The sequence below is a fragment of the Pseudomonas sp. H3_A02 genome (assembly GCF_054671965.1).
Window position 1 is genome coordinate 5,071,946 of the sequence record NZ_CP162807.1, and the last position, 13,503, is coordinate 5,085,448.

The 13,503-nt window shown below is 60.2% G+C and carries 11 protein-coding genes; 7 read left to right on the top strand and 4 right to left on the bottom strand.

Annotation, left to right across the window (positions count from 1 at the left end; all coding sequences use genetic code 11):
- Positions 1-79: 79 nt before the first annotated feature.
- Positions 80-1,099 (bottom strand): substrate-binding domain-containing protein, encoded by a 1,020-nt coding sequence (locus AB4N80_RS22225; protein WP_122568427.1) that lies wholly within the window; start codon positions 1,097-1,099, stop codon positions 80-82.
- Positions 1,100-1,406: 307 nt separating this feature from the next.
- Here AB4N80_RS22225 and AB4N80_RS22230 point away from each other — a divergent pair, with 307 nt between their 5' ends.
- Positions 1,407-2,303 carry a LysR substrate-binding domain-containing protein gene (locus tag AB4N80_RS22230; RefSeq protein ID WP_122568342.1) on the top strand — a complete coding sequence of 299 codons (897 nt, stop codon included), beginning with the start codon at positions 1,407-1,409 and terminating at the stop codon, positions 2,301-2,303.
- Here the strand turns inward: AB4N80_RS22230 and AB4N80_RS22235 are convergent.
- Positions 2,297-3,205 (bottom strand): MBL fold metallo-hydrolase, encoded by a 909-nt coding sequence (locus AB4N80_RS22235; protein ID WP_122568341.1) that lies wholly within the window; start codon positions 3,203-3,205, stop codon positions 2,297-2,299. The genes AB4N80_RS22230 and AB4N80_RS22235 overlap by 7 nt on opposite strands.
- A gap of 331 nt (positions 3,206-3,536) precedes the next feature.
- Between AB4N80_RS22235 and AB4N80_RS22240 the strand changes: the two genes are divergently transcribed.
- Positions 3,537-4,787: an MFS transporter gene (locus tag AB4N80_RS22240; protein ID WP_122568340.1), complete on the top strand. Its 1,251-nt coding sequence runs from the start codon at positions 3,537-3,539 to the stop codon at positions 4,785-4,787.
- A 26-nt stretch (positions 4,788-4,813) separates the two neighbouring features.
- On the opposite strand, the gene AB4N80_RS22245 is transcribed toward AB4N80_RS22240, so the two are convergent.
- Entirely contained in the window at positions 4,814-6,805 is a 1,992-nt protein-coding gene (locus tag AB4N80_RS22245; protein ID WP_122568339.1) for a sigma-54 interaction domain-containing protein, read from the bottom strand.
- 184 nt (positions 6,806-6,989) lie between these two features.
- Between AB4N80_RS22245 and AB4N80_RS22250 the strand changes: the two genes are divergently transcribed.
- The 3 genes from AB4N80_RS22250 to AB4N80_RS22260 all read left to right on the top strand — a co-directional run bounded on the left by AB4N80_RS22250 (position 6,990) and on the right by AB4N80_RS22260 (position 9,808).
- Positions 6,990-8,012 carry a Gfo/Idh/MocA family oxidoreductase gene (locus AB4N80_RS22250; protein ID WP_305481374.1) on the top strand — a complete coding sequence of 341 codons (1,023 nt, stop codon included), beginning with the start codon at positions 6,990-6,992 and terminating at the stop codon, positions 8,010-8,012.
- Positions 8,009-8,800, top strand: coding sequence for a TIM barrel protein (locus AB4N80_RS22255; protein WP_460078849.1), 792 nt, complete (start codon positions 8,009-8,011; stop codon positions 8,798-8,800). The genes AB4N80_RS22250 and AB4N80_RS22255 overlap by 4 nt, the downstream gene beginning before the upstream one ends.
- An 81-nt stretch (positions 8,801-8,881) precedes the next feature.
- Positions 8,882-9,808 carry a sugar ABC transporter substrate-binding protein gene (locus tag AB4N80_RS22260; RefSeq protein WP_122568336.1) on the top strand — a complete coding sequence of 309 codons (927 nt, stop codon included), beginning with the start codon at positions 8,882-8,884 and terminating at the stop codon, positions 9,806-9,808.
- 110 nt (positions 9,809-9,918) lie between these two features.
- On the opposite strand, the gene AB4N80_RS22265 is transcribed toward AB4N80_RS22260, so the two are convergent.
- Positions 9,919-10,794, bottom strand: a complete 876-nt coding sequence (locus AB4N80_RS22265) for a LysR family transcriptional regulator (RefSeq protein ID WP_122568335.1) — start codon at positions 10,792-10,794, stop codon at positions 9,919-9,921.
- 99 nt (positions 10,795-10,893) lie between these two features.
- Between AB4N80_RS22265 and AB4N80_RS22270 the strand changes: the two genes are divergently transcribed.
- Both AB4N80_RS22270 and dctA read left to right on the top strand, forming a co-directional pair.
- The gene (locus AB4N80_RS22270; RefSeq protein ID WP_122568334.1) at positions 10,894-12,063 is read left to right on the top strand and encodes a mandelate racemase/muconate lactonizing enzyme family protein; all 1,170 of its coding nucleotides are present in this window, start codon (positions 10,894-10,896) and stop codon (positions 12,061-12,063) included.
- A gap of 101 nt (positions 12,064-12,164) precedes the next feature.
- The gene (gene dctA, locus AB4N80_RS22275; RefSeq protein WP_122568333.1) at positions 12,165-13,472 is read left to right on the top strand and encodes a C4-dicarboxylate transporter DctA; all 1,308 of its coding nucleotides are present in this window, start codon (positions 12,165-12,167) and stop codon (positions 13,470-13,472) included.
- Positions 13,473-13,503 lie beyond the last annotated feature (31 nt).

Sequence of the window (13,503 nt, forward strand, 5' to 3'; positions counted from 1 at the left end):
GTCGGCGCCATAATTTTTCGATAGACCGTTGGCGGCCCGGGAGATCCAAGCTCCCTTGCCGTGAAGTCACGTCCAAATCTCAGGGATTCCACTGGAATCGATAGATGTCTCGATAGCCATTGCTGGGGTCGTACAGCAGCTTCGTCCCGCCGTCCATGGTGATATTGTCGGCATTGACCAAGTGAACAGGTGCCACGAAGCCGCTCACCGGCTTTCCTGCCATCAGTCGGTTCAATTCATCGATCACTTGCCAGCCATGCACATTGAGCGGTTCGGCCACGGTGACGGTCTGGTAGTTTTTTTCCTGGATGCGCAAGAACGCCGAAGCGCTACCGTCACCGGCCGACAACAAGCTGATGCCGTCGCGGGGTATCGCGGCGCTGGCCAAGGTGGCCACCGCGTAGTCGAAATAGATATCGTTGATGGCCAGCGTGTGGGTCCAACGCTTGCCATGGCGCTGAAGCAGTTCCGTGGTGATGGCCGGCATCTTCTCGCGACTTTCGGAGATCGCGACATCGCGCACCTCCAGCAACGAGCATTCCCGACAAGCCCGAATCACGCTTTCCATGGCCTTGGCTTTCGCCATGGCGATGCTGTAGCGGGAGTCGGTCAGGATGACCACGCCGGCCTTTCCGTTCGACTGCGCCACTGCCGCCATGGCCGTGATGCGAGCCACTTCGAGCGGATCGGTCGTGACGTTCATGGCCATCGGCGTGCCGTCAATCGGCCCGGGGCGCTCCCCGGCGTGCCAGCCCACCACCGGCACGCCCTTGTCGGCGAAGACAGCCAGCGCCGCCTTGTTTTCCAAGGCATCGGCGCCGCACAGAATGAGCCCATCGGGGTTCGCCGCCAGGGCGTCGGCAAAGGCCTTTGCACGCCCGGCCGGGGATCCAGCGCCATCGAATACCCTCAGCGTCCAGCCCATCGCCTTGGCAGCCTCGCGAGCACCCTGGGCGACACCGACAATACCGCCGTTGCGCATATCTTCTGCGACTATGGCGATGCTCTTGCCACGCTGGGCGCGCGGGCCGGATTCAGGGCCGCTCCAGGGAACGGCGCCGAGGGTGGCCTTGGCAACCATTTCCTGCGCTTGAGCCACCGTCACCGTGGGGTCCGTCGCGGCCACCAGATCCTGGCCGTATCCGGGCGTTGCCGTGAAGAGACAGAAAACCGTCATTGAAATTATCTTGAGCAACCGGGGCCTGGTCATGCAGGTTCGATCACCGCAGGTGATGACGGGTCTGGAGCCGATGGCGCGATCATAATATGTCATGGCGTCTCTTTTTTTTATGGATGCAACGTTGACGTTCAGTGTCCGCAAGGATAGTCGGTTCTGCTGTCATCAACCCGAAAGGGGAATAGTAAGTTGTAACATCCTTCCAGCCCCGATCCTCGCGAGAGATGAGATGACACTTCCTCCGTTGCACAGTTTCAAGGTATTCGAAAGCGTGGCCCGCTTGGGCAGCCTGGCGGCGGCCGCGATGGAGCTGCACGTCACCGTCGGCGCGGTGAGCCAGCAAGTCAAAGCCCTGCAGGCCAGCCTCGGCGTGGAGTTGTTCGAAAAGCGCGGCCGGCAGTTGGTGTTGACCACCAATGGCCGCCAGCTACAGAAGCGCGTTGCCAACGCCATGGGCGAGATCAGCGCTGCGGTGGACGCCTTGCGCAGTGAAAGCACGGATGAGCCGGTACAGGTCGAAATCACCCTGTCCATTCCCCCGGCCGAAGGCGTGGACTGGCTCACCACCCCGCTGCTGCGTTTCATGGAAGCCTCCCGCTCGGTGCGGGTGAGCGTGATCACCGCGGCGGGCATGCCGCAAGTGGACTGGCGCCGCGCCGATGTCGCGGTGGTCTATGGCACGCCGCCCTGGCCAGGCTTATGGTGGCGCCTGCTGCACGGCATTCAGATGACACCGGTGTGCAGCCCGCAGTACTTGCGCGGGCCCCAAGCCATTCACGAAGTCGCAGACCTGGCACGGCACCGACTGCTCCACGAAGACGATGGCAGCCAGTGGAAGCAATGGCTGGTCGAGGCCGGCTTCAGCCGTGGCGGCATCGAGGATATCCACTTCGAAGACTTCGGCATGGTCCTGCAGGCCGCACGGGACGGTTTTGGCGTGGCGCTGAGCGATGAACTCGTTTCCGCCCGGGACCTCGATCAAGGACGCCTGGTACGGCCGCTGTCGATCTCTGTGCCGGCGGTGCACAACTACTACGTGGCCTGCTCCGAAACGACCCGCGAACGCCCGGAAATCCGTGCGTTCATCGACTGGTTACTGACCACCAGCGGGCAGCCCGATCAGTAGCCGTAGCCCCGGCCGTCGTTGAAACGGATGTTGGTGAGGATGCTGATGTCTTTCTCCACCTTATAAAGCTCGGAGCTCTTGATCAGTTCCGGATCGCTGAAGGCTTCGCCCTTGGCGCGCCCAGCCTGGATCTGGACCATCTTGTCGCGGATCGCCCGCACATCGGCATAGGTCATGGCCGGTACCTGGGTCGGATCCTCGTCAGCATGGGCACCATAGATGGCGGTCTGTTGATCGATCACCTTCATCGTGGCGTCGAGAGAGGCGACGTAGTCCTTCAGGTTCCCGGCCAGCAACCAGGACGGATAGAGGTGGTCCCCGGCCAGCAGGATGTTGTGTGTCTCATCGTACAGCGCCACTTCGTCCGGCGTATGCCCCGGCACGCTCATCAGGCGCACCTTCAGACCGCCCAGGTCGATCGTCTCGTCGGGCTGTATCAGCCGCGCCACCTTGAAAGGGGGCACGACCATGTGATCGATATTACCCAGGTAGACCGGTTCCGGAACGTGATAGAGGCCATCCTTGCCTTTGAAGCGACGCGTGAACGGCGTATCCACCAGGTAAATGCTCTGGAAGTTATGCAACCCGCCGAGATGGTCGAAATGCAGGTGGGAAGGCAACATCGAGAGCGGCTTGTCGGTGATCCTGCGCGCCACTTGAGTGATGTCTTCCTTCTGGTTCGCCCCCGAATCGAACATCAGTGCCTGGTTCGCCCCTACCAGCAGGTAGGAGAAGTTTTTCTGGTAGTAGTGGGGTTCGCCGATGGCGTAGAGAAAGTCCGTCAGCTTGTGTACCACGAATGCCGGGCTGGCCGCCTCGGGGACATCCTGTGCCTGGGTGGCGAAGGGCATGCTGAGCAGCGTGAAGCCAGCAAGGGCGAGAATTTTGAAGAGCGAGCGCATGGGGTGCAGGCCTTTTTATTCGAGTGGATGGGCGACAGGGCAAGGCTGTCGTGCCTATCTCACCGTCTGCGGACGTGCTCATCAATGGACGATTTTTAAAGCGGGACACTTCAAGGCAACTAAAGCATCCTACGCGTTCGATGACGGCAGGATCCGCGAGGTCTGGTCGATTATCGACAAGGAAGCGATCGAAGCTCAGCTCCAATCAACGTAGTGGATGGATGAAATGTAATCCAAGAAGCAATCGCGCTCGACATCCATTATTCGACGCACCCCGAAGTGAGGAACCTGTCGAGCGCATAGTCTGCTAGCCACCCTGGAGGAGATGGCGATGACACGCACCCGCTTTTTTGGAAAAACCGTACTGGCCTGCACGTTCATCCTTGCGATGATTGGTTGGGGGATCGGCTTCTATGGGCCACCGATCTATATGCAAGCGGTCATGGAACGCACGGGTTGGCCGATCGCCCAGGTCTCGACTGCCGTGACCCTGCACTTTCTCAGCGGCACGATTGTCATCGCCAACCTGCCACGCCTTTACACACGCTTCGGGATACCCGCCATCACCCTGCTGGGCAGCATCGTCCTGGGCATCGGCGTGAACATCTGGGCTCAAGCCAACCAGCTTTGGGTGTTGTATGCCGGCGCGGTCTGCTCGGGTATCGGCTGGGTGACGTTGGGTGCGGCGGCCGTTAATACTCTGATCGCGCCGTGGTACGTCAAGGAAAGGCCCAAGGCCCTGGGCAAGGCCTACAACGGTGCCAGCCTGGGTGGCGTGATTTTTTCGCCGCTGTGGGTGTTGCTGATCGAGCGTTTCGGCTTCGCCACGGCGGCGCTGGTGATCAGTGTCATCGCCGTGCTGCTCATAAGTGTCTTCGCCTTCCTGGTCTTCAATAAAAACCCACAAAGCCTGGGACAACATCCCGACAACGCGGATCAGCCGGAACCCGCGCCGGTCAACGCCAGCGCCATGCCATGGACCACAATGCAGACGCTCAGGTCGGCGAGTTTTCGCAGCCTGGCAGCCGGCATGTCCCTGGGACTGTTCGCCCAGATCGGCTTGATCGCGCACCTGTACTCGATCCTGGTGGGACGCATGGGATCGCATGACGCCTCATTCGCCCTGGGCCTGGCCACCGCCAGTGCGATGGGCGGGCGTTACGTCGCCGCACGCCTGATGGTCCAAGGTATGAACCGTCGACAGCTGGCCTGCCTTGGCTATGCCATTCAGATGCTGGGGACACTGATGCTTCTGGGCCTGGACCTTCACCCGGCTGTGGCCTGGATAGCCGTGGGGCTGATCGGCTCGGGCATTGGCAATGCCACCTCCTTGCCGCCATTGATTGCACAAACCGAGTTCAGCCGTGAACACACCGCCAAGGTCATCGCCCTGATGGTCGCGATCAGCCAGGCCACCTACGCCTTCGCACCGGCCCTTTTCGGCTTGGTGCGCGCCGCCTTCACCGATCCCAATCACGCCATCGTCGCCGTCGTGACAGCAGCGGTCATCGTGCAGGTGCTCGCCATTTTGTCGTTCTATCGGGGCATATCCGCTCGCCGCTTCAGGAAAACCGTTTTCTGACCTCGCCCCTGACCATGCGCCAGCCGCTAAGAACGAAACGCCTCAACTTTGAGCCCAAACCGACTCATTTTGTTGTACAGCCCGCCACGCGACACATTCAGCCGTTGAGCCGCCAGGCGGATGTTTCCACGCGTGTCCTTGAGGGCGGCGATGATTGCATTCATTTCGTGGGTACCCAGGTCCGGAGCCGTGCGCGGTTCAGGCACACTGACCCACGGCGCTGGCCGCCCTCGCTGCCTGATGTCCAGCGCAAGATCGCTCGGCTCGATCAGCTCGGTCATCGCCAGGTTGGTCGCCCGCTCGATGACGTTTTCCAACTCGCGAACATTGCCCGGCCAGTGATAGGCGCCAAGCATCTCCAGCGCCTCGGGTGAAAGGTCCTGCATCGTCTTGCGCAGCGACCGGGCACACCGCGCGAGAAAATGCCGCGCCAACAGGGGCACATCCTCGCGGCGCATCCGCAGCGGCGGCACCGTCAGGTTCAGCACGTTGAGCCGGTAGTAAAGGTCCTCACGAAAGGCGCCCTCGGCCACCGCCTGGCTCAGGTTACGGTGGGTGGCGGCGATGATACGGACGTTGACCCGCAGCGATTTTTTCGCCCCCACCCGTGTCACCTCGCCTTCCTGCAGGACACGCAGCAAGCTGACCTGCGCATCAAAGGACATGTCACCGATTTCGTCGAGGAAGATCGTCCCGCCATCGGCCAATTCGAACTTGCCTGCCGACCCGCCGCGAGCCGATCCGGTGAAAGCGCCTTCCACATGGCCAAACAATTCGCTCTGCACCAGGTCACGGGGAATGGCACCACAATTGACCGCCACGAAAGGCCCGCCACACCGGTCGCTGGCATTGTGGATGGCCTGGGCGAACAGTTCCTTGCCCGTGCCGCTCTCGCCGAGGATCAGCGTGGTCGAATCACTGCGACTGGCAATCCGTGCCAGGTGCAGCGCATCCTCAATCGCCTGTGAGCGGCCCAGGATGGTTTCAAAGGTGTAGCTGGCCTGGGTGCCCATGATCCGCCGGGTGATTTCCCGGATGCGCCGGTTCTCGCGCAACGAAACAATCCGCCCACCTTGCTCCAGTGGGCAGACCGACACCAGGCAGGCCAGATGGCTGCGGTCGTGCAGTTCAAAGGTGCAATCCAGGTCCCGTACCCCTTCCCCGCCCCCGAACAGGACCGCATCGGTCAACTCGCTCTTGCCCAGGCTCTTGAACGGACTGCCGAGCAGGTCATGCCCCACGCGGAACAACTGTCGGGCGTAGTGGTTGAGTGCCTTGATGCAGCCCTGCTCATCCAATACCACCAACCCCTCGTTGAGCACTTCAAGGACGGTTTGTTGTTCCTCGAGCAAGGCTTGCAGCGCCATCTGCCTGGAGACGGCTTCGGCCGCGGCCTGGACGGTGCCCAGCGTATGGAAATGAAACCAGCCCGGCTCCGCCGTCAAGGTCAACATCCCCAGCGTCCGGCCCTGGGCATCGCGGATCGGCGCGGCGGCGCAATGCATGCGGCGCTGGCGCAGGCCAAGCCCGAAGTTCTCCTCGGCCAGCACATACACCAAACGGTCTTCGACGATCGCCAGCCCAGTGCAATTGGTGCCCTGTACCGACTCCAGCAGGCGACTGCCTATGGGGGTGAGGTCCAGGCCGCAGAAGTACAACGTCGTGCCTGCGGCATCGGTCAGGTTGATATGGCCCCTGGGGTTATAAGCGAGCAAACCGCGCATGACTTGCGCCGCCGCGGCGATCAGCAGCCGGTTGGCGGCCAGTGTCGCGGTCAGGTCGTCAGGTGCGACAAAACGGTACTCGCCGTCTTCCGGATCGAGGCCGGCATTGACGCTGCGCAACCAGGATTCCCAAATCACCCGTCGGATCCCGGCAGGACGATCGGTCTCCCCACGCAAGCACGCTCGCCAAGCCTCATCCAGCGCAACGCCGGGTCCTTCGTTCAACGACGCAGGGCCCAGGGTGGTGAGGTAATCGCGGTCTTCGGCGCTCAACGCCGCAAGTTGCTGGTCCATTATTCGGCCACATGTTCATATTTTCGACATGTCAGTATAGACATGTCATTAAAACGAACATCAAATCAAATAAAAACCACTAAATATCAATAACTTAACTATTGGCACAGCGTTTGCTCCCTGCCTAAACAGACGAGGACATTCTTACCACCGAGTCGTAAAAACAATAAAGGGAGTCATGTTCATGAGCACATCCAAGACCCTCCGCCTTGGCCTCATCGGCGCTGGCCGCATGGGCAGTTTTCACGGCCTGACCGCCGCCCGGCACATCCCCGGCGCGTGCCTCGCCGCCATCGCCGACCCTACCCCCGGCCAGGCCGCGCGCCTGGCGGCCGAACTGGACGTGCAGAAGGTCTATACCGATCCACAGCAATTGCTGGATGACCCGGACATCGATGCCGTGCTGATTGCCGCCCCGGCACGCAGCCATGCCGAACTGGTGATCAGTGCGGCCCGGGCCGGCAAAGGGGTGTTCTGTGAAAAACCGATGGCCATCACCCTGGACGAAGCGGACCGCGCCATCGCCGCCGCTGCCGATGCACGGGTGACGCTACAAGTCGGCTTCAATCGCCGTTTTGCCAGAAGTTTCCGCACCGCCCACCTGGACGTCGTTTCCGGCCGGATCGGTACGCCACAACTGCTGCGCTCGCTGACCCGTGACCCGGCGTTGAACAACCCGGCCGCGTCGCCGCAATGGGTAATCTTCCTGGAAACCCTGATCCATGACTTCGATACCCTGCGCTACCTGAATCCGGGCGCCGAGGCGGTTGAGGTTTTTGTGATGGCCGATGCCCTGATCGCACCGGACTACAAGGACAAAGGATTTCTCGACACCGCGGTGGTCACGATCCGTTTCGACAATGGCGCCATCGCCACGGCCGAAGCCAACTTCCAGGCCGTGTATGGCTACGATGTCCGCGGCGAAGTGTTCGGCAGCGCCGGCATGCTGACCATGGGCAACGTCAACGACTCCGACTTGCTGCGGTACCTGGCCAATGGGGTCCAGGCCGACACCCAGCGCATGGACACCGACTTGCTGCGTGATGCCTACGTGGCCGAGCTCAACCACTTCGTCAATTGCGTGCGCAGCGGCGAAAAACCCTTGGCCAGCGGTGAAGACGCCCGGGCGGCACTGGCCATTGCCCGCGCTTGCATCGAGTCCTTCCAACAGGGCAAGACGGTGCGTGTGCAGGGAGCACTTTCATGAGTTTCGTACCGTTCAAACTGGCGATCAGCGCCGAGATGGTCTTCCTCGACCTGCCCTTTACCGAACGGGTCAAACGCATCCATGCGTTGGGCTTCAGCGCCGAGATATGGAACTGGGCGAGCAAAGACATCCAAGCCCTCGCGGCGACCGGCGCGGATTTCACCTCCATGACCGGTTACCTCTCAGGCAACCTGACCGACCCCGACGATATCCGGCAACTGCTCGACAGCGCCCAGGAATCCTTGGCCGTCGCCGCGCAATTGGGTTGCCCAAGCCTGAACCTGCATGGCACCGGCCTGGGTGATCAAGGCCTGCCGGTCAAACCCGTGGCCCAGACCACCGGCCGCATGTGGCTGAGCGCCTGCAAGACGCTGGAAAAAATCGCCCGCCTGGGCGAAGACGCGGGTCGGGTATTCCTGCTGGAAAACCTCAACACCGAAGTCGACCACCCGGGCACGCCGTTCGCCCGCGCTGACGATACCCTGGCGCTGATCGAGGCCGTGGGCAGCCCGCACCTGAAGATGAACCTGGACCTCTATCACGCGCAGATCGGCGAAGGAAACCTGATCGAACTGATCCAGCGCGCCGGCAGCGCCATCGGCGAAATCCAGGTCGCCGACGTCCCAGGTCGCATGGAGCCCGGCACCGGTGAAATCCACTATTCCGCCATTGCCAAGGCCTTGTTCGGCATGGGATACAGCGGTGTCGTCGGCCTCGAAGGCTGGGCCAGCGGTGACAGCGAGGTCGCGCTTGAGCGTTTCCGGCAGGCCTTCACGCTTGATGGATAAAGCCCGCGCCGAACTCAACACGTGCGGCAGATTTTCAGCTCTTGGTGACGTACCACTCATAACAACAAAAGGAAAACCATCATGCGTCGTTGCACACTGCTTTTCGCCACCCTGCTATTGCTCTTCAGCCAATGGGCCGCCGCCGACTATCGCATCGGCGTCAGCATCGCCAGGGTCGACGACAACTTCATGACCTACGTGCGTAACGGCCTGGACGAGGCCGCGAAAAAGGAAAACGTGCAGATCCAGTTCGAGGACGCCCAGGGCGATGTGGTGCGCCAACTCAACCAGGTCCAGGGCTTTATCAACCAGAAAGTGGATGCGGTCATTGTCCTGCCGGTGGACACCTCCGCCACGGCCAATATCACCCGCGCCGCGGTCGAAGCAAAGACGCCGCTGGTCTACGTCAACCGCCACCCGGACGAGCGCACCTTGCCCAAAGGCGTCGTCACGGTGGCGTCCAATGACATTGAGGCCGGACAGCTGCAGATGCGCTACCTGGCCGAAAAGCTCGGAGGCAAAGGCAACCTCGCGATCATCATGGGTGACCTGGCGCAAAACGCCACCCACGACCGCACCGAAGGCGTCAAGCAGGTGCTCAAGGACTATCCCGGGATCAAGGTTGTCGAGCAGCAAAGTGCCGAGTGGCAGCGCAACAAAGGGATGGACCTGACCAGCAATTGGCTATTGGCGGGCAGCCGTTTCGATGCCATCGTCGCCAACAACGACGAGATGGCCATCGGTGCGGCCATGGCCTTGCAGCAGGCCGGCAAAGCCAAGGGCGAGATTGCGATTGTCGGCATCGACGGCTTGCCTGACGGCCTGGCGGCGATCAAGCGCGGGATGCTGGTCGCCTCGGTGTTCCAGGATCCCAAGGCCCAGGCGACCAGCGCGGTACAGGCAGCGCTCAAGATGATCAAGGGAGAGCCGGTGGAGACGGACGTCTGGGTGCCCTTTCAGTTGATCAAGCCTGAGCAATTGGCGGTGTTTGAACAACATTACAAGTAGCGACAAGCTCGACATCTCGCCGCGATCCCGGTCAGGGATCAGCGGCGACTCGCAAACCCAACACCTATTTTTATTTGGGTCACGCAGCCCATCACATACAGCACGCCCGGTCACTGCCCCACCCGGGCCCAGAACTCTTCGGCAGATTGACTGAGTGGTGCCGATGGACGGGTCAGATGAATTTCCAAAGGTATATCCCAGCTTTCGTCGAGCGCTCTGACTAAGCGCCCATCCAGCATTTCCTGCTCGGTGAGACTTTTGGGCAACCAAGCCACGCCTTTGCTTTCCAGGGCCATGGACATCAGCACCGCTGCAAGATGGCTGCTGAAGAGTGGCTTGAGGTGAAGGTAATCTTCCTTGCCACGCAGCCTGTGAGCAACGATACGCCCCAACCCAGATTCATGGGTGTACGCAAGGTAGGGCAATGCCGCAGGCGAGGTGCCGAAGTTAGCGGAGGCACTCGCAAGAGGCACAAGAACGTCTTCGCCCACCTTCTTGCCGATGAACTGATCAGGGGCAAGCAAAGGTGGCACGTCGGGATGGCGATGGCAGAGCAGAAACTGGACCTGGCCATGTATCAGCATCTGCTCACAGACCGCCATGCTATCTGAATGCAGTTGCACAGCCTCGATGGGGGCACCGTTCTCCGAGCTTCGAAGCCACTTGGGGAAAAATGTAAATGACAGGGAATGCGTTGCCGCGAATTGAAGCGACTTGGCGGCCATTCCCGCGATCTCTTGAGCCTCGTTGCGCATTCTGTACAAGCGCCTGGCAGCCTCCTGAGCACTGGGCAAAATTTGCCGCCCTGCTTCAGTCAGCGTCGCGCCGTGAGGCGTTCGAACGAACAATTGCACGCCCATCCAGTTCTCTAACGAGCGCACTCTGCGACTGAATGCCGGCTGGGTAACGTGTCGCGCTTCAGCGGCCCGAACAAAGCTGCCGTACTCCGCAAGCGCTGAAAAATCCTCAAGCCAAACGAGCTCCAAGGGCCATGCCTCCTGTGCATAGGGTGCGGCATTAATAGCATTGGGCGGGTGACATCGCAAAGCATAACGTGGGGCTACAAACAACAAGAGGACCCCATCATGCGCATCGTAGACATCCGTGAAAAAACTGTTTCCATTGCCTCCCCAATCGCTAACGCCTACATCGATTTTTCGAAAATGACCTGCTCGGTTGTCGCTGTCATCACGGATGTGATTCGCGACGGAAAGCCTGTCATCGGCTACGGTTTCAACTCCAATGGTCGCTATGGCCAGGGCGCCTTGATGCGTGATCGTTTCCTGGCGCGCATTACGGAAGCAGATCCAGACACCCTCGTCGACCATGCCAACAACAACCTGGATCCGTTCGCCATCTGGAAAACCTTGATGACCAACGAAAAGCCGGGCGGCCATGGCGAGCGCTCGGTTGCTGTGGGCACCATCGACATGGCTGTATGGGATGCCGTCGCCAAGATCGAAGGCAAACCGCTGTATCGCCTGCTGGCCGACCGCTACCGCAACGGCGTGGCCGATGACAAGGTCTGGGTCTATGCAGCGGGCGGCTACTACTACCCTGGCAAAGACCAGACCAAGCTCAAGGCAGAAATGCAGAGCTATCTGGATCGTGGTTACGACGTCGTCAAAATGAAGATCGGTGCGGTGCCGCTGGACGAAGATATCCGTCGCATCGAAGCGGTACTTGAAGTGGTTGGAGACGGTCGTCGATTGGCGGTCGATGCCAATGGTCGTTTCGATCTCCAGACCGGTATTGCGTACGCTGAGGCCATCAAAAAGTACAACCTCTTCTGGTACGAAGAGGTCGGTGATCCGCTGGACTACGCACTCCAGGCCGAGCTCGCCAATCACTACGAACTGCCGATGGCTACCGGTGAAAACCTGTTCTCCCACCAGGACGCCCGCAACCTTTTGCGCCACGGCGGCATGCGCCCTGATCGCGACTACCTTCAGTTCGACTGCGCGCTGTCCTACGGACTCGTGGAGTACATGCGCACCCTGAAGGTAATGGAAGAGATGGGTTGGTCCTCCCGCCGCGTGGTTCCGCACGGTGGCCACCAGATGTCCCTGAACATCGCAGCCGGCCTGCATCTGGGCGGCAACGAATCGTACCCCGATGTGTTCCAGCCTTTTGGCGGCTTCGCTGACGGCATCCGCGTCGAAAATGGCTATGTCGGCCTGCCGGATATTCCAGGTGTTGGCTTCGAAGCCAAGTCCGCTTTGTACGCAGTCATGCGTGAGTTGGGCGAAGGCTGACCCCTTCGATCTGCGGTCTCTTTGAAAGAGGCCGCAGACTCAGGCGTCACCCTCTGACGCCAAGCCACATGCCCACCACAACAATAAAATGAGGTGCTTCCGTGGAAATTTCCAAGTCCCGCTGGTATGGCCAGCTGTATGTGCAAGTGCTGATCGGCATCGTGATCGGCGCAGCGATCGGTTACTTCGTGCCTGATATCGGCGCCAAGCTCCAACCCTTTGCCGATGGCTTCATCAAACTGATCAAAATGCTGTTGGCGCCCATTATTTTCGGTACGGTCGTTGTCGGTATCGCCAAGATGGGCAGCATCAAAGAAGTCGGACGGATTGGCGTAAAAGCGCTGATCTACTTCGAGATTCTTTCAACCATCGCCCTGGTCGTCGGCCTTATTGTGGTCAATGTCGTGAAGCCTGGTGTCGGTATGAACATCAACGCTAGCACGCTCAATGGGAGTGCCATTAGCAAGTACAGCCAAGCTGCCAGTGAACAAGGCGGCGCCATTGAATTCTTTCTCAATATCATCCCGCAAACCTTCATCGGCGCATTCTCCAATGGCGTCATGCTCCAGGTCATCCTGCTTTCGGTATTGATGGGCGTTGCCCTGGTTCAAATGGGCGAAACCAGCAAGCCGCTGATCAATACCCTCGATCTGTTCCTGCAAGGCCTGTTCAAGATCGTTGCCATGGTCATGCGCTTGGCGCCGCTTGGTGCCGGTGCCGGCATGGCGTTCACGATCGGCAAATACGGGATTGGTACCTTGCTGTCGCTCGGCCAGTTGCTGGTCGCGCTCTACATCACGACCTTGTTTTTCATCGTCGTTGTGCTGGGCACGGTTGCTCGATGGTCGGGCCTGCCGCTGATGCAATTTCTTCGTTATTTCAAGGATGAAATTCTCATCACCCTTGGCACTTGCTCAACCGAAGCCGTGCTGCCGCGAATGATGGTGAAGCTTGAAAAGCTTGGCTGTAAAAAATCGGTCGTGGGCATGGTGTTGCCAACGGGGTACACCTTCAATGCGGACGGCACCTGCATCTATCTCACTATGGCCGCCATCTTTATCGCCCAGGCGACCAATACGCCACTGACCTTTATGGATCAGATGATTCTGCTGGGCGTATTCCTGCTGACCTCAAAAGGCTCGGCTGGCGTGGCGGGTGCGGGGTTCGTAACGCTGGCTGCCACGCTGACAACCATCCACTCCATTCCCCTGGTAGGCCTGGTTCTGCTCTTGGGCATTGACCGCTTCCTGAACGAAGCGCGGGCGGTGACCAACTTGATCGGTAACGGCATCGGCACCATCGCCATTGCCAAGTGGGACAACTCGTTCGATGTCGAGGCCTGCGAGCGGGAAATCGCCGCCATGAAAAACGAAAAGGCGGCAAGAAAGGCATTGCTGGCGCAAAAATAAGCCGCAAAGCGCCCCGGTCATGCCACTTCGA

Excerpts from the sequence above, each read along its gene's own strand:
- AB4N80_RS22230 (WP_122568342.1), top strand. The coding sequence starts at position 1,407 with ATGACACTTCCTCCGTTGCACAGTTTCAAGGTATTCGAAAGCGTGGCC.
- AB4N80_RS22235 (WP_122568341.1), bottom strand. The coding sequence starts at position 3,205 with ATGCGCTCGCTCTTCAAAATTCTCGCCCTTGCTGGCTTCACGCTGCTC.
- AB4N80_RS22240 (WP_122568340.1), top strand. The coding sequence starts at position 3,537 with ATGACACGCACCCGCTTTTTTGGAAAAACCGTACTGGCCTGCACGTTC.
- AB4N80_RS22245 (WP_122568339.1), bottom strand. The coding sequence starts at position 6,805 with ATGGACCAGCAACTTGCGGCGTTGAGCGCCGAAGACCGCGATTACCTC.
- AB4N80_RS22250 (WP_305481374.1), top strand. The coding sequence starts at position 6,990 with ATGAGCACATCCAAGACCCTCCGCCTTGGCCTCATCGGCGCTGGCCGC.
- AB4N80_RS22255 (WP_460078849.1), top strand. The coding sequence starts at position 8,009 with ATGAGTTTCGTACCGTTCAAACTGGCGATCAGCGCCGAGATGGTCTTC.
- AB4N80_RS22260 (WP_122568336.1), top strand. The coding sequence starts at position 8,882 with ATGCGTCGTTGCACACTGCTTTTCGCCACCCTGCTATTGCTCTTCAGC.
- AB4N80_RS22270 (WP_122568334.1), top strand. The coding sequence starts at position 10,894 with ATGCGCATCGTAGACATCCGTGAAAAAACTGTTTCCATTGCCTCCCCA.